The following is a 16832-nucleotide window of genomic DNA, read 5'->3' on the forward strand; positions in this document are numbered from 1 at the left end:
CAATATAGCACTTTGCTTATTGTAGGATTAAGATTTAATATGGTGTTAATATTACTCTTCTTTTTGTCCCATCATCATCAAATACGCTTTTAAAAACTCATCGATTTCACCATTCATAACACCATCAACATTACTGGTTTCATGACCAGTTCTAACGTCTTTGACTAATTTATAGGGTTGCATCACATAATTTCTGATTTGCGATCCCCATTCTATTTTCATTTTCCCCGCTTCGATATCAGCCCGTTGTGCCTGTTTCTTTTTTAACTCAATTTCGTATAATTGAGAGCGCAACATTTGCATGGCACGTTGTCTGTTATCTTGTTGGGAACGTGTTTCGGAACATTGTATTTGTATTCCCGTTGGTTTATGAAACAATTGTACTTTGGTTTCCACCTTATTTACATTTTGTCCTCCTGCACCACTAGATCGCGAAGTCGTTATCTCGATATCAGCAGGATTAATGTCAATTTCGATACTGTCATCAACCAGTGGATATACATAAACAGAAGCAAATGAGGTATGACGCTTGGCATTACTGTCAAAAGGAGATATTCTAACTAACCTATGTACGCCATTTTCTCCTTTTAAATACCCAAAAGAATAATCGCCTTCAAATTCAAGGGTTACAGTTTTTATACCTGCAGCTTCTCCTTTCTGGAAATTCAGTTCTTTAATTTTATATCCGTATTTTTCGCCCCACATCATGTACATGCGCATGAGCATTTCGGCCCAGTCACAACTTTCAGTTCCACCGGCACCAGCGGTTATTTGTACCACAGCACTCAAAGTGTCGCCTTCGTCCGAAAGCATATTCTTGAATTCGATGGCTTCAATATGTGCTTGGGTCGCTTTGTAATGTTCGTCTAATTCCTCAGGAGTAAGTTCGCCTTCTCTGTAAAAATCATAGGCGATTTGCAATTCATCAGTCATTTCGACCGCTTTATTGTAATCTTCAATCCACTTTTTCTTGTTTCGAAGATTTTTTACAATTAGTTCAGCTTCTTTTGCATTGTTCCAAAAGTCAGGTGCAAAAGTTTTCTCTTCTTCGTTTGAAATCTCAATTAGTTTGGCATCAACGTCAAAGATACCTCCTCAACGCACCAAGGCGCTCTACAATACCTTTTATTTGTTCGGTAGTTGTCATAAAATTATATTAATTTGATAGGTCAGTTTTCAATATTTATCAAAAATGCCGTTTTGTACTATGATTAGTTTAGTTTTAACGGAACTAATTGGAATTAACAAACGGTATTGTGTAAATTTGTGGCACAAAAATAGAAAAATTTTACGAAGGGACAATTCTTGATTTGTTCCCACTGAAAATAAAAAAATAATATGGAAATAAATTTAGTTAGCGATACAATTACGAAACCTTCACGAGAAATGTTGGTACATATGTTAAATGCAGTCGTAGGCGATGATGTTTATAAACAAGATCCAACAGTTATTGAGCTTGAAGCTAAAGTTGCTGAAATGTTTGGTATGGAAGCGGGGCTTTTTTTCCCGTCAGGAACTATGGCGAATCAAACGGCAATAAAATTACATACCCAGCCTGGAGAACAATTAATAGCTGACAAATATGCTCATGTGTATCATTATGAAGGCGGAGGTGTTTCTTTTAATAGCGGAGTTTCCTGCTGTTTATTAGATGGAAATCGCGGAATGATTACTGCGGAGCAAGTTGCTGGAGCCATTAATGATCCGGAGTTTTATCATAGTCCATTAACAAGTTTAGTTTGCGTAGAAAACACAACAAATAAAGGCGGTGGAGCCTGTTATGAATTGGAAGATTTGCAAAGAATCAAACAAGTTTGTGATGCTAATAATTTGAAATTTCACTTGGATGGCGCCCGTATTTGGAATGCTTTGATTGCTAAAAAACAAGACCCAAAAGCCTTTGGGAAATTATTCGATACCATTTCAGTTTGTTTGTCAAAAGGTTTGGGAGCGCCTATTGGTTCTGTGTTGTTGGGCGATAAAGCTACTATTCATAGAGCATTGCGTGTTCGAAAAATATTTGGTGGCGGAATGCGTCAGGTAGGTTATTTGGCTGCTGCCGGAATTTATGCTTTAGATAATAACATGGAACGTCTTGCCGAGGATCACCGTAGAGCGAAAGAAATTGCAGAAGTTCTGAAAAAGGTAAGCTGGGTTGAATCAGTGGAGCCAGTTGAAACTAATATTTTGATATTTAAATTGGTCCCAAATTGTATCGAAAAGAATTTGATTGAATTGTTGAAACAAAAAAACATTTTAATCAGCTCGATGGGTCATGGAAAATTGAGAATTGTCACGCATCTAGATTATAAGGAAGTGATGCATACTTATGTTTTAGAAACGCTTTTGAAGTTATAAGTTAAAAATTATGAATTATGAGTTTTACAATTAAAAACTCATAATTCATAACTAATTAATTTATCTTATTTAAAAAGATTGTCCATTCCTGGAATCATTGGCATATCCATTTTTGCAACAGCATCAAGTTCAGCTTCATTTACTTTAGTCGCTTTTTCGATAGCTTTGTTGAGTACCAAAATCATATAATCTTCTAATTGTTCTTTATCTTCCAGTAAGGAATCGTCAATAGTAATTGATTTAATGGAGCGATTGGCAGTTAGGGTTACTTTCAGTAAGCCATCGGTGCTTTGCTCATCTATAAGGACTGTATCTAAACGTTTTTTAGTATCTTCTATCTTTTGTTGGGTTTCTTTAAGTTTACCCATCATTCCCATTAAATCCATGTTTTAATTTTTTTAAATTAATTGAATCACAAAATTAGTATATTGCATAGTCATATTCAACAAAATATTCATGAAAAATAGACTCGTCGTAACTTCTCTTTGTGTTATTTTTGCAACTTCATTTACTAATACAAAAGCACAACAAATGTCAAATAAAAGTCCAATTCCAGTAGCTAAAATAATTCCTAAATCATTAGAAAAACATAATGAAACAAGAATTGATAATTACTTCTGGCTAAATGACAGAGAAAATCCGGAAGTTATCGATTACCTGAATAAAGAAAACGCTTATTATGATGCAATGACTGCGCATACTAAAGACTTTCAAAAAGAATTGTTTGAGGAAATGAAGGGTAGAATTAAGGAAGATGATCAATCAGTTCCTTATTTATACAATGGCTATTATTATATTACTCGTTTCGAAAAAGGGCAGGATTATCCTATTTATTCTAGGAAAAAAGGAAGCCTTTCTGCTGATGAAGAAATTTTATTCAACTGCAATGATATGGCCAAAGGACATTCTTACTTTCAATTAGGAGGTTTGAGCGTGAGCCCCGATAATAAATTTGCAAGTTTTGGAATTGATACCGTAGGAAGACGAATTTATACGATACAAATAAAAAATCTGGAAACGGGAGAAATACTTTTGGATAAGATTGAAAATGCTACTGGAAACTCCGTTTGGGCAAACGATAATAAAACTATTTTTTACACAAGACAAGATGCAGTTACGCTGCGATCTGATAAAGTTTTTAAACATAAATTAGCTACTACAGCAGCAGATGATGTCTTGGTTTTTAATGAAAAAGACGATACATTCAACGTTTCGGTGAGTAAAGAAAAATCAAAAAAATACATTGTAATTGGTTCAGGAAGTACCTTAACTACTGAATATAGAATACTTAATTCAGATACTCCAGATGGTGAGTTTGTGGTTTTTCAACCAAGAGTTCGTGGTCTAGAATACAGTATTTCTCATTTTGGAGATTCTTTTTATATTCTTACCAATAAAGATAAAGCGACAAATTTCAAGTTGATGAAAACGCCTGAAAACGCTACTGCAAAAGAAAATTGGAAAGATATAATTGCCCATAGAAAAGACGTTTTGCTGGAAGATATCGAGATTTTTAGTAACTATTTGGTTGTAGAAGAACGTTCGAACGGATTGAATCATATCCGAATCATGCCTTGGAGTGGGGAAGGGGAGTATTATTTGCCTTTTGGAAGTGAAACGTATAATGCATATACTACGACAAATGTTGATTTTGATACTGATATCTTGCGTTATAGCTATCAATCATTAGCAACGCCGTCTTCGGTTATTGATTTTAACATGAAGACCAAGGAGAAAGAGATCAAAAAAGAGCAACAAGTTTTAGGAGGAAAATTTGATAAAAATAATTATATAGAAGAACGTGTTTGGGCCACAGCCACTGATGGTACAAAAGTGCCTATTTCTATGGTTTATAAAAAAGGATTGAAAAAAGACGGTAAAAATCCTTTATTGCTTTATGCTTATGGATCGTATGGAGTTACGATGGATACTTATTTTTCATCGACACGTTTGTCCATTTTGGATAGAGGTTTTGTATTCGCTATTGCGCACATTCGCGGTGGTGAGGATTTAGGAAGACAGTGGTATGAAGATGGAAAATTATTGAAAAAGAAAAACACATTCACTGATTTTATCGATTGTTCCAAGTTTTTAATTGATGAAAAATACACTTCGCCTAAACATTTATATGCCGAAGGTGGTTCAGCTGGTGGGTTATTAATGGGTGCAGTAGTCAATATGGCACCAGAATTATACAATGGAGTGATAGCACAAGTGCCTTTTGTTGATGTAATCACCACCATGCTTGATGATACGATTCCGCTTACCACAGGTGAATATGACGAATGGGGAAATCCAAACGTAAAAAAATATTACGATTATATGCTCTCTTACTCGCCTTATGACAATGTAAAAGAGCAAAATTATCCTAATATGTTCGTTTCTACTGGTCTTCATGATTCTCAAGTACAGTATTGGGAACCAGCAAAGTGGGTTGCTAAACTGAGAACAAAAAAAATAAATGATACTGTTTTATATTTAAATACAAATATGGACGCGGGTCATGGCGGAGCTTCAGGACGATTTGAAGCGATTAAAGAATTAGCAAAGGAATATAGTTTTTTGTTAGATTTAGAAGAAATTAAAAACTAATTAGATTTTTTTTGTTAAATTTGCAACGTTCGTGGTTTAATTAAAAATTGTCCACGACTAACTATTTTTTTATGAAAAAAGAAATAAACGCTTACAATAATGTCTTAGAATTAATAGGTAATACTCCACTTATTAAGCTTAATAAAGTCACGGAAGAGTTAGAAGGTAATTTCTACGCAAAAGTAGAAGCTTTTAATCCGGGGCATTCCTCAAAAGACAGAATAGCATTATATATTATAGAAGAAGCCGAAAAGAAAGGAATTTTATCTCCAGGTGATACCATTATCGAGACTACATCAGGTAATACTGGATTTAGTTTAGCGATGGTAAGTATTATTAAAGGATATAATTGTATTCTAGCAGTTAGTTCTAAGTCATCTAAAGATAAAATTGACATGTTGCGTAGTTTGGGAGCAAAAGTATACGTTTGTCCTGCCCATGTATCTGCTGATGATGAACGTTCGTATTATAATGTAGCCAAAAGATTGCACGAAGAAACAAAGGGTTCGGTTTACATCAATCAATATTTTAATCAATTGAATATTGATGCACATTATAAATCTACCGGGCCAGAAATTTGGAAACAAACAAATGGTCAAATTACGCACTTGATTGCATGTAGTGGAACAGGTGGAACAATTTCGGGAACTGCAAAGTTTCTAAAAGAACAAAATCCAAACATAAAAATTCTAGGTGTTGATGCTTTTGGTTCAGTATTAAAAAAATACCATGAAACTAGAGAATTCGATAACGATGAAATTTATCCTTATAGAATTGAAGGTTTGGGTAAAAATTTAATTCCATCAGCTACTGATTTTGATCTTATTGATAAGTTCATGAAAGTTACAGATGAAGAAAGTGCCCATTCTGCCAGAGAAATTGTTAAAAAAGAAGGTTTATTCGTGGGATATACATCTGGAGCAGTGATGCAAGCTATTAAACAATATGCTGAGGATGGAGAATTTGATGAAAACAGTAATGTAATTGCTATTTTTCCTGATCATGGATCTCGTTATATGAGTAAGGTATTTAGCGATGATTGGATGAATGAACAAGGTTTCTTTGATAGTATCAATGAAGAAGAAGCTCAAAAAATTGAATTTATTAAATAGATTTTATTAGATAATCAGTTAATTAGAATTCTTAAATTTTTAGACATAAAAACAAAAAAACTCCAGAGAAAGATCTGGAGTTTTTTTTGTTTATTAATCGAACAAAAAAAAGACTCCAAAGCACCGCCTTGAAGTCTTTTTTCTATTATTTGGGTATGTATACTTTACACTTTTCTATGAAAGTCTAGCAATCAAAGAAATCTATTCTTCTTCCATTGTATGGTATACGTTCATAACGTCATCATCTTCTTCTAATTTTTCAATCAATTTTTCTACGTCGGCTACTTGAGCTTCAGTAAGTTTCTTCGTAATTTGAGGGATTCTCTCAAATCCAGAAGAAAGGATTTCTAGTCCTCTATTTTCTAATTCTTTTTGTATAGTTCCGAAACTTCCAAAAGGAGCATAAATCAATATACCATCCTCATCTTCAAAAACCTCTTCAGCACCAAAATCAATTAGCTCTAATTCTAATTCTTCAGGATCGATTCCGTTTGCTGGAATTCTGAAATTACAAGTATGGTCAAACATAAATTCAACTGAACCTTGGGTTCCCATAGTTCCATTGCATTTATTAAAATAACTTCTAACATTTGCAACAGTTCTGTTGTTATTGTCAGTAGCAGTTTCAACTAGAATTGCAATTCCATGAGGTGCATATCCTTCAAATAAAACTTCTTTATAGTTGGCAGTGTCTTTATCGGTAGCTTTTTTGATCGCACGTTCAACATTATCCTTAGGCATATTTACTGCCTTTGAATTTTGAATAACAGCTCTTAATCTTGAGTTGGCCTCAGGATTTGGACCGCCTTCTTTTACAGCCATCACAATATCTTTACCTATTCTGGTAAATGCTTTGGCCATTGCCGACCAACGTTTCATTTTTCTTCCTTTTCTAAACTCAAACGCTCTTCCCATTTCTATTTTTTATATTGAACTGCAAAAATACAGTTATTAGTTATTTTTTCAAATATTTTTATTAATCAATTGGAACGTGTTTTGAAATAAAATTTGTTCCTGTTACATCCCAGTTATTAATCACATTTGAACGTTCTGTGTTGAATTTGTTATTAATAGCATTGTAATTCCCCACTTCTTTGTTCAACTCGTTTACTAATTTATTGAAATTATCTACTTCTTCCTTAGATCTGGTAGGAGCAGATTTGTTATCCATTGTTTTTTTACTCTCCTGAAATTTTTGATTGAGCATCATAAAAGCCACCACTTTAGGACTAAATTCTAGGGCTTCTTTTTTACTAAATTCCAATGCTTTTTTGGTAGCATTTACCAGCATTAGATCATTTTTATAGGCTTTAAATGTCTTTAATTTATCTAGCCCTTCATTCGAATATTGTTCAAGCGCATTACTGTTTTGTTGTATGGCGTTCAAATCATTTTGAGCAATGGCTTTAAGTAAAACGGATTCGGTGAAATTTACTTTAAAAAAGATCAGGTACAATTGGGTGTGGTTTTCAAAAACTTCGTTTGATAATTTCATTTTTTTACTCAATTCACTTTGGTCTTCACTAATTTGGATTCCGTATTTATTAGCAAATATTTTTTGATTAGCATTCAATTTATCTACTTCTTCATTGATTTTTGCATTGACTAAATCTCTTGCCATAATAAAAGCTTCCATAAAATCATAAGATTGCTCAGCCACTTCCTGCATGTCAATTATTTTGTCGTATTCTTGATTAATCTGTTTTTCAGATATCGCCAAATACGCGAGCAGTTGATTTTTATACTCAACGTCGCCTTTATAACCTTCTTTTAAAGCTTCAATTTTTTTTGTTGCATTCTGAATACTCTTTACTAATGTTTTGCGAGTTACATCAATTCTTCGGGCATTTTTACTATGCGCAACTGCTGAGGTATATTTCCATGTTGTTCTAGAAATGGCATCGGTTTCTTTGCCAATATAATTTAAATAATCAACTGGAGTTTTAAATTCTTGAGCATTTGAAAAAGTAATACTCATTAAAAATAGTAACAAAGTAAAGGTTATTTTCATTTTTTGTAGGTTGGTTATTTATTTATTTATTTATTTATTCAAATTTTTATAATCGTTTAATATGGCTATAGCCTCTTCTAAATAAGGATTGTTTTTGACTTCTTTTATTTTGTATCGATTAATTTCTTGTTGGAAAACATCAAATTTTAATTGTTCTAAATCGAAGGAATTATTCGAAATCGTATTGTTGCTTTCACTTTCCACAATTTTCTTGACTTTTTTCCAAATGGGATCAATTTCATGAATGTCGTTGAAAACATCTTTAAATGTCAAACGGGTTGGTTTTTTGGGATTGTTATAAAGTGCATTTATTTGCTCGTTTGCTAAACTGATTTCATTGAAACGAGATGTGTTTTTGATTCTTGAATTACTTAATTCGATTATTTTTGGGAAGAGGGTTTTAGAAAACGGATTGAATCTTGCTTTAGTCGTAATCACATCATATTTTAAAGCGGTTTTAAAACTGATTTCTCGCTGAATGATACTGTCAAACAAAACGGGAAGCGCAATATCAGGAACAATTCCTTTTATTTGATGACTGTCACCAGTAATTCTATAGAATTTTTCAATGGTTAGTTTTACAAAATCTTGTTGATTGTTTTGGTCCAATGGTAAAATGGTCTGCATAGAAGCTTTGCCTAGTGACGTACTTCCTATAATAATTGCTCTGTTATAATCCTGCATTGACGCTGCAAAAAATTCGCTTGCTGATGCTGAATTTCCGTTTATTAACAACACGATTGGACCATTATAAGCACTACCACGATTTCCATCTTTTAAAATAGTTTGCTTACTTTTATTATCAACCAAAACGGATATTGGACCAATATCTAGAAACATTCCCGCTAATTTCATGGCTTCTTCCATTGATCCGCCGCCATTGTTTTGGAGGTCAATTACTAAACCTTCAACATTATCTTTTTGAAGCTTCACAATTTCTTTGGCAACATCATCAGCGCATCCTTGAATAGAATATCCATCGAAATTGGAATAAAAACTTGGAATATTGATGTAGCCTATTTTTGATTTTGCTTCGGCAATATAACTGAAAACAGCATTTTCAGTGGCTTTCATTACTTGCTTTCTCAGGCGTACAGATTGTATAGTTCCATTTTTTTTCTGAATGGTCAATTCAATTTCTACATTCGAATCAGATAAAATCAATTCTCCAATTTTCTCCATTGATGTGCAAGAAACGGAATATTCGTCTCCTTTTGTATTGGATACTTTGAGTATTACATCGTCTTTTTCAAACTTATCTGTTTTAGCAGCTGGGCCACCTGGGACAATTTCTTCGATAATAATTTCCTCTTTTTCATTAAATCCAATATTCAATCCCAATGAAAGATTACTCGTTGATAAACCAGACATGAAACTAGATTTGGCATCCATTGAAAAATAATTGGAATGAGGATCAAAGTAGGTGCAAAAAATATTCAAAAAATTATTTTGAAGGTCATTTTCTAATCGATTAGTGTCTTCAAGAATACTATTTACTTTGCACAAGTTAGTGTCAAATATTTTTGCTTTAGAAGTTTTTTCGAGTTTTGTAAAATGAGGAGTGAGTGAATCTAAATTAGGACTCAATTTAGAAATATCTTCTAGGATGTCATATTTAATTCTCTTTCTCCAAACTCTTTCTATATCCGTTAAAACCAAATCAAATGGGAACTTTTTCTTCGAAAACTTTACGGAGTCATTCGTTGTGTAATCAAAAACTTCTTTTTGTAGTTTTTCTAAAACTTTCTTTTTTCGATTCAGCGCTGATTTATAAACAGTAACAAAATCACTCATAAAAGCGCAGTTGTTTTGTAAAATAGAATTGTCCAATTGAAGCCTATGTTTGCATAGTTTCTCATATTCAATCTTCGTAAATAAGTTTCGGTTAGCATCTAAAACATCTAAAAAACTATCAAAAACAAAAACCGATAAACTGTCGTCTATCGGTTTTGGTTGGTAATGTTCACGTTGTATTAACGCATTTATTTTAGAAAGTGTTTCACAAGTTTTCACCTCATTTTGACCCAAAAGTGAAAATGTTGTGAGTAACAATGCAAGTGAAAGTTTCTTCATTTATTTTTATTTCTTGTAAAAAGGCAATTTTACCACTTTGGCAGGAACATCATTTTTACGGATTCTGATAAAGATGTCGCTTTCCAAAGCACTGTTTTCAACAGTTACGTAACCCAAACCAATTCCTTTATTCATAGATGGCGACATCGTTCCCGAAGTTACAATCCCGATTACATTTCCTGAAGCATTCACAATCTCGTAATCGTGTCTTGGCACCGCACGTTCTTGCATTTCAAAAGCAACTAATTTTTTAATAACTCCTGCTTCTTTTTGTTTTTTTAGGTTTTCTGAATTCGTGAATTCTTTATTGAACTTCGTAATCCATCCCAAACCAGCTTCCAGTGGCGATGTCGTGTCGTTGATATCATTTCCGTACAAACAAAAACCCATTTCCAATCGCAACGTGTCACGAGCCGCAAGACCAATTGGCTTGATGCCAAATGCTGCACCCGCTTCAAAAACTTTATTCCAAATTTGTTCTACTTCTGAATTTTTACAATAAATCTCAAAACCTCCAGAACCAGTATATCCTGTAGCCGAAATAATTACGTTTTCGATACCGGCAAAATCACCCACTTCAAAATGGTAATATGGAATCGCAGATAAATCTTTTGAAGTCAAGGATTGCATCGCTTCAACGGCTTTTGGTCCTTGAATTGCCAATAATGAATAATCATCCGAAAGGTTTTTCATCTCGACACCCAAATCATTTTGAGCCGAAATCCAATCCCAATCCTTGTCAATATTCGAGGCATTTACGACTAATAAATACTGCTCGTCTTTCATTTTATAAACCAGCAAATCATCTACAATTCCACCATCATTGTTTGGCAAACAAGAATATTGCGCTTTTCCAATCGTTAAAGTCGAAGCATCATTTGAAGTCACTTTTTGGATTAATGCCAATGCATTTGGACCCGTAAGCAGGAATTCACCCATGTGAGATACGTCAAAAACACCCACGGCATTGCGCACCGTTTCATGTTCCGCATTCACGCCTTCATATAAAATGGGCATATTATATCCGGCAAACGGAAGCATTTTTGCTCCCAAACTCTCGTGTATGTGCGTAAGCGCAGTATTTTTCATTGTGTTTTTATATAAAATTTGAAGTCGCTAATTTATTGATTTTATTTCGGGTGACAAAGGCAGAGCGAAGCAAAGTTTAAAGTTTCAAACGTTTTCGGAATAACACCTACTGTAGGATTTATAATAAGTATTTTTAGGAGCTGTTTCCTGCTATTCGTTGTATTCCCGCTTAACAAAAACTACGGCTAAAAAGCCTTATTTTTCTAAAGCGGGAGATGCCGCTTCAAACGAAGTTCACTGAACTCCTATTAAAATAGAAGTATAGTGAAGTAATCAAGGCTAGGGAATTTTGATTCAAATAACGAATTTGTTTCCTATTAAATTCGTAATTTTAAACAAACAAATTTCAATGACGAATCCCATTTACATCAACCAAAAAGAAATCCTGAAACGCTACAAACAGCCAGATAAGCATACTCACAAAGGAATTCAGGGACACGCTTTAATCATTGGCGGAAGTTATGGAAAAATAGGAGCAGTAAGTTTGTCTGCCAAAGCTTGTTTGAAAACCGGTTGCGGATTAGTCACCGTTTTTATTCCAAAATGCGGGTATGATATTCTGCAAATCGCCAATCCCGAAGTCATGGTTCTCACGGACAATCAGGAAAAACTAATCTCTAATATTACTTTTGACATAACACCACAAGCTATAGGAATTGGTCCCGGTTTAGGTCAGGAAATTAAAACCCAAAATGCAGTGCATCAGTTTTTAAAAACCAATAAAATTCCGCTAGTAATAGACGCTGATGCGTTGAATATTGTATCCCAAAACAAAGAATGGCTTTCTTTTGTACCGCCTAAAACAATCTTAACGCCACATCCCAAAGAACTGGAACGATTGATAGGGAAATGGTATTCCGAAGAGGAGAAAATGAGTAAAGCAATCTCTTTCTCTAAACAATATCAAGTTATAATCGTGATGAAAGGCGCGCCAACTCAAATCATCGATAGCGAAACTGTCTATCAAAACATCACCGGAAATGCTGCGCTTGCAACTGCGGGAACTGGCGATGTTTTGACGGGTATGATTACTAGTTTATTGGCACAATCCTATGAACCTGTTAGTGCCGCAATTCTTGGCGTGTATCTTCATGGTTTAACCGCTGATATCGCTTTACAGGAAACTGGCTATCAATCGTTTATTGCTTCAGATGTTATTGCGAATATTGGGAAAGCCTTTTTGAGTTTAGAAAAATTGGAGTAAATAACATTCCTAAATGAATTTTATCGTACTTATTTGTAAGTTTGTATCCAAGCAAAATTGCTTTATCCAATTCGATTATGGAAAAAACACCCCATCTTAGAACCGTAAATGTTACGCGATACATCACTCCTTTGCGGGAAGGCGGTTCTTTGCCTGCGCTCGCTGAAGCCGATGATGATTTTAAATACGTATTGAAATTCAAAGGTGCCGGACACGGTGTAAAAGCCTTGATTGCCGAATTAATAGGCGGTGAAATTGCCCGTGTTTTAAAGTTAAAAATGCCGGAACTCGTTTTCGCAAATCTCGACGAAGCTTTTGGACGTTCAGAAGCTGATGAAGAAATTCAAGATTTACTTCAAGGCAGTCAAGGACTTAATTTGGCGTTGCATTATTTATCGGGAGCCATAAATTTTGATCCTGTTGTCACTTTGGTTGATCCAAAATTAGCGTCCCAAATTGTTTGGTTAGATGCTTTTATCACCAATGTCGACAGAACGTTTAGAAACACCAACATGTTGATTTGGCATAAAGAATTGTGGTTGATCGATCACGGTGCCAGTCTTTATTTTCATCATTCGTGGACCAATTGGGAAAAGCATGCACAAAGCCCTTTTGCATTGATTAAAGACCATGTATTGTTGCCTCAGGCCTCTTTGTTGCCAGAAACAGATGAGATATTCAAAAAAATATTGACTGACGATGTATTACAAAATATCGTGAATCTGATTCCAGAGGATTGGTTGCAATGGGAAGATACCGATGAAACTCCGGAAGCCATTCGAGAAGTCTATTTCCAGTTTTTATCCATACGTTTGAACCATTCCGAAATTTTTATAAACGAAGCACAAAATGCAAGAGAAGCACTTATATGAGTATGCCGTAATCCGGGTTGTGCCAAGGGTAGAACGCGAAGAATTCCTCAATGTGGGTATTATTCTCTTTTGCAAAAAAGCGAAGTTTATAAAAGTGCTTTGCTCGATGAATGAAGCTAAACTGCAACTATTCTCAGCCGATTTAGATCTAGAACAATTGCATTTAAATTTACAGGCATTTGCAAAAGTGGCGCATGGCGAAAAATCTGGTGGACCCATAGCGCAATTTGATATTCCATCGCGTTTTCGTTGGTTAACAGCACTTCGCAGTTCAGCTATTCAAACCTCAAGACCGCATCCGGGATTGTGTGATGATTTGGAACAAACAACGCAACGCTTGTTTGAAGAAATGGTATTGTAAATAAATTTGAAATGGAAAAACTGTTGGAAAATTATTTCGTAAACAAAACACTCTTTTGGAGTCAACAATAGAATATTAAAAATTAAGAAACGCTATTCAGGTGACGCGCAAGATGCATGCCCATACTAAAGCAAGCCTGAAGGAGATAGCCGCCCGTGGGCGCATCCCAGTCCAGCATTTCACCGATACAATAATTGCTTTTTTTATTTTTTAGTTGGAAATTTTCATCCACCACATCGAGTTGAATACCGCCTGTTGTAGATATTGCATCGTTCAATAGGGCAGAGCCGGTGATTTCGATACTCAGTTTTTTAATGTTTTGTGCTAATAATTCTGGATTCAGGTAGGTTTCTTTCGAAAGGTATTTTTTCAAAAGACCAATCTGCGCAGCACTCAATTTAACTTCTTTTTGTAGTGTTTCGCTCGTCTTTTTAAAGGTTGATTTTTTGATCTTTTGAAGTAAATCATCATACCGTAATGTTGGTTTCAAATCCAGAAATACAGTTGCTATCTGTTGGTTTTCCAATTCCTTTCTAATCTGTGGACTCAAAGCATAAATCGCATTTCCTTCTAAACCGAAACGTGTGATTACCGCTTCGCCTTTTTGTCTTTTATTCAAACAGCTTATGGCGATATTTTTAAGCGGACTGCCTTCATGTTCCAAAATAAAATCTTCCGGCCAGTTCACACGATACGCACAATTCGAAGATTGAAATGGAACGATAGGAATACTTTCCCTTTCGAATAAATCTAGCCAAGTGCCATCAGAACCGGTGACTTTCCAGCTCCCGCCGCCCATGGCAAAAATGGTATAGTCCGATTTTATTGCTGTATCCGTATTGAAAATAATATTATGGTTGCTCGTCCAACCTTTCCAAGTATGTTGGTATTGAATAGCAACACCTTGCTTATCGAGAACATCCAGAATTGCATTGAGCACTGTTATGGGTTTAATGCCACTTTCAGGATATACCCGTTTGCTACTGCCGATGTATGTTGGGATACCGATGGTATCAATCCATTTCCGAAAATCGTTATTATCAAAATCAAGGAGTGCTTTTTCCAGAAAATGGGGTGGCGTATAGCGCGCAATCAGTTCAGCAATAGGTTCCGAATGGGTAAGGTTAAATCCTCCTTTTCCCGCTACCAGAAATTTCCTTCCCAGTGTTTTATTTTTCTCGTAGATGGTAACCTTGAATTTTTGACAATCGAGTAATGCAGCGAGTATAAGTGCTGCGGGACCTCCTCCAATAATTGAAACTAATTTCTTCACGCTACAAAAATACGGTTTGTTTTACCCATTAACCTTGATATGGGGTTTTATATTAGCTATTGTATTTGTAAAGCAAAAAAAAGGCTGTCCAAAATCATTTTGAACAGCCTTTTTTATAAAAATAATACTAAAACTAATATTTCGCCGATTCTCCGGCTTTAGGCAGGGATTGTTTTATAAATTGTCTAATATCTTCGTTGGCAGTTTCCAAATCTACTTTTCTTAAGTACATCATGTGACCGCTTCTATAGCCTTTCCAGGACATTCTGTCTTTTAGCCTTCCGCTTGGGTCCATTTGCCACATGTTGTATTTTGAGTTGAAATAATCACAGGCTCCGTCATAATATCCGGACTGAACCATTACATGTAAATATGGATTTTGTGCCATGGCTTGACGCAGGTTTTCTCCGGTTTTATCATTGGAATCATCCCAAGGTCTCACAGAACCAAACATATTGTATTTAAAGTCCGTTTTGTAGTTTAGATTATTGCGCAAGTACATATTGATGGCAGGAGTAAAGGAGTGGAGCCATGAAGTAAGTTCGGCATTAAAATCAGGTCCGTCTCCAGCCGCTTTACGGTCAATTCCTTTGTAGCGGGAATCTAATCTTCCAACGGTAAAACCTTGATCGCGCAATAATTCTTTCCAGAAATAATCATAAGGAACATCTAAATTATTTTGTAAAACCACTTTTTCCGAAAGTCCGGAATAGCGTGCTATTTTAGCGGCCATTTCTTTTCTTTTTTGTTCGTCTAATGCGCCACCTTTGCTCATTGCGGGTAGCAGCTCATTGATGGTAAAGTCTTCCACTTCTGGTAACATGGCGGTTAAATCTTTGTTCTGTAAATCAGCAGGCAGCATTTTGTGATACCAAGCCGTAGCAGCAAAATAAGGCAGTTTTAGTGCCGCTTCAGAGGCGACTCCGCGAGTGATTCCCAATTCAGTTGGCGATACGAGAATAACACCGTTCAGATACATCCACTCGCTGTTTTGCAATTCTAGCGCCAATCCCGAAACGCGTGTGGTACCGTAGCTTTCACCAATCAAATATTTTGGCGAAGCCCAACGATTGGCTCTGGATACAAATCCATTGATCCAATCGGCTAGGTATTTAATGTCGGCATTTACACCAAAGAATTTAGTGGTTGGTATTTCTTTGCTCGTTGCTCTTGAATACGCGGTATTGACCGGATTTACAAAAACAATATCGGCAACATCCAAGATCGAATATGGATTTTCCTTGATTCCATATGGCTGTAACGGATAGCCTTCATCATCAATATTAATTAAACTTGGACCGGTGTAGGCAATCTGCATCCACACCGAAGCCGAACCTGGACCTCCATTGAAGGAGATAACCAAAGGACGTGCGGCACGATCCTTTACATCGGAGCGTTCGTAATACGTATAAAATAAACCGGCTATAGCTTTTCCGTCTTCGTCCCAAACCGGCATCGTACCAGTGGTGGCTTTGTAAGGCACTTTTTGACCTTTGATAGTTGTAGTATGTTCCGTCACCACTTGCGAATCCGGATTGAAAATAAGATTTGCGGCTGAACTTTCTTCTTTTGGAGCGGCAGGAGTTGTGGGTGTTTTTGAAGGTTGGGCATGCAAAGCGGTAAAAAATCCAACGAAGAGCAAGGATAGTACTGTTTTTTTCATAAAAGAGATTGGTTTGGGGTATTTCAATACCGTTTTTCGGATATAATTTTGACAGCACTAATATATTGCTTTTTAATAGAGTGACAAAAAGCAGCATAGTAATTTCCAAACCATGAAACCTTATTTTGGCGTAACCCCAAAGCAGAAAATTCCCTTTTCCATTCCCGTAACTGCAGCTTTGGGGTCAGGCTTTTGGCTCTATCTTTATTTTTTTAAAGAAAAAA

Annotated in this window: 14 protein-coding genes; 6 read left to right on the forward strand and 8 right to left on the reverse strand. The window is 35.4% G+C overall.

What is annotated here, in order from left to right; translation table 11 throughout:
- Positions 1-51: 51 nt before the first annotated feature.
- A protein-coding gene (prfB, locus tag V5J73_RS06210; protein WP_338648331.1) for a peptide chain release factor 2 occupies positions 52-1147 on the reverse strand; the annotation gives its coding sequence in 2 pieces (ribosomal slippage) (positions 52-1083 and positions 1085-1147; 1095 coding nt in all).
- 191 nt (positions 1148-1338) lie between these two features.
- On the opposite strand from prfB, the gene V5J73_RS06215 reads away from it, so the two are divergent.
- Complete coding sequence (locus tag V5J73_RS06215) at positions 1339-2358, forward strand: threonine aldolase family protein (protein ID WP_338648332.1); 1020 nt, start codon at positions 1339-1341, stop codon at positions 2356-2358.
- Between the two features lie 65 nt (positions 2359-2423).
- Here V5J73_RS06215 and V5J73_RS06220 read toward each other — a convergent pair whose 3' ends face one another.
- Entirely contained in the window at positions 2424-2744 is a 321-nt protein-coding gene (locus tag V5J73_RS06220; RefSeq protein WP_099715715.1) for a YbaB/EbfC family nucleoid-associated protein, read from the reverse strand.
- A 70-nt stretch (positions 2745-2814) separates the two neighbouring features.
- On the opposite strand from V5J73_RS06220, the gene V5J73_RS06225 reads away from it, so the two are divergent.
- Together V5J73_RS06225 and V5J73_RS06230 are read left to right on the forward strand one after the other, a co-directional pair.
- The gene (locus tag V5J73_RS06225) at positions 2815-4950 is read left to right on the forward strand and encodes a S9 family peptidase (protein ID WP_338648333.1); all 2136 of its coding nucleotides are present in this window, start codon (positions 2815-2817) and stop codon (positions 4948-4950) included.
- 71 nt (positions 4951-5021) lie between these two features.
- Positions 5022-6062, forward strand: a complete 1041-nt coding sequence (locus tag V5J73_RS06230; RefSeq protein WP_338648335.1) for a PLP-dependent cysteine synthase family protein — start codon at positions 5022-5024, stop codon at positions 6060-6062.
- Positions 6063-6263: 201 nt separating this feature from the next.
- Here the strand turns inward: V5J73_RS06230 and V5J73_RS06235 are convergent, their stop codons facing one another.
- The 4 genes from V5J73_RS06235 to gcvT all read right to left on the reverse strand — a co-directional run bounded on the left by V5J73_RS06235 (position 6264) and on the right by gcvT (position 11235).
- Entirely contained in the window at positions 6264-6977 is a 714-nt protein-coding gene (locus V5J73_RS06235) for a YebC/PmpR family DNA-binding transcriptional regulator (RefSeq protein WP_338648336.1), read from the reverse strand.
- A 61-nt stretch (positions 6978-7038) separates the two neighbouring features.
- Complete coding sequence (locus V5J73_RS06240) at positions 7039-8073, reverse strand: LIC11966 family surface protein (RefSeq protein ID WP_338648338.1); 1035 nt, start codon at positions 8071-8073, stop codon at positions 7039-7041.
- Positions 8074-8103: 30 nt separating this feature from the next.
- Positions 8104-10146 carry a carboxy terminal-processing peptidase gene (locus V5J73_RS06245; RefSeq protein WP_338648339.1) on the reverse strand — a complete coding sequence of 681 codons (2043 nt, stop codon included), beginning with the start codon at positions 10144-10146 and terminating at the stop codon, positions 8104-8106.
- 6 nt (positions 10147-10152) lie between these two features.
- Complete coding sequence (gene gcvT / locus V5J73_RS06250) at positions 10153-11235, reverse strand: glycine cleavage system aminomethyltransferase GcvT (protein WP_338648340.1); 1083 nt, start codon at positions 11233-11235, stop codon at positions 10153-10155.
- Between the two features lie 349 nt (positions 11236-11584).
- Between gcvT and V5J73_RS06255 the strand changes: the two genes are divergently transcribed.
- The 3 genes from V5J73_RS06255 to V5J73_RS06265 all read left to right on the forward strand — a co-directional run bounded on the left by V5J73_RS06255 (position 11585) and on the right by V5J73_RS06265 (position 13672).
- Positions 11585-12439, forward strand: coding sequence for an NAD(P)H-hydrate dehydratase (locus tag V5J73_RS06255; protein WP_338648341.1), 855 nt, complete (start codon positions 11585-11587; stop codon positions 12437-12439).
- 77 nt (positions 12440-12516) lie between these two features.
- Positions 12517-13311, forward strand: a complete 795-nt coding sequence (locus V5J73_RS06260; protein ID WP_338648342.1) for a HipA family kinase — start codon at positions 12517-12519, stop codon at positions 13309-13311.
- Positions 13289-13672: a DUF3037 domain-containing protein gene (locus tag V5J73_RS06265; protein WP_338648343.1), complete on the forward strand. Its 384-nt coding sequence runs from the start codon at positions 13289-13291 to the stop codon at positions 13670-13672. The genes V5J73_RS06260 and V5J73_RS06265 overlap by 23 nt, the downstream gene beginning before the upstream one ends.
- A gap of 82 nt (positions 13673-13754) precedes the next feature.
- On the opposite strand, the gene V5J73_RS06270 is transcribed toward V5J73_RS06265, so the two are convergent.
- Together V5J73_RS06270 and V5J73_RS06275 are read right to left on the reverse strand one after the other, a co-directional pair.
- Complete coding sequence (locus V5J73_RS06270) at positions 13755-14945, reverse strand: NAD(P)/FAD-dependent oxidoreductase (RefSeq protein ID WP_338648344.1); 1191 nt, start codon at positions 14943-14945, stop codon at positions 13755-13757.
- A 133-nt stretch (positions 14946-15078) separates the two neighbouring features.
- Positions 15079-16608: a S10 family peptidase gene (locus tag V5J73_RS06275; RefSeq protein WP_338648346.1), complete on the reverse strand. Its 1530-nt coding sequence runs from the start codon at positions 16606-16608 to the stop codon at positions 15079-15081.
- Positions 16609-16832: the final 224 nt, after the last annotated feature.

It is taken from the genome of Flavobacterium sp. KS-LB2 (assembly GCF_036895565.1).
GTDB lineage: Bacteria > Bacteroidota > Bacteroidia > Flavobacteriales > Flavobacteriaceae > Flavobacterium.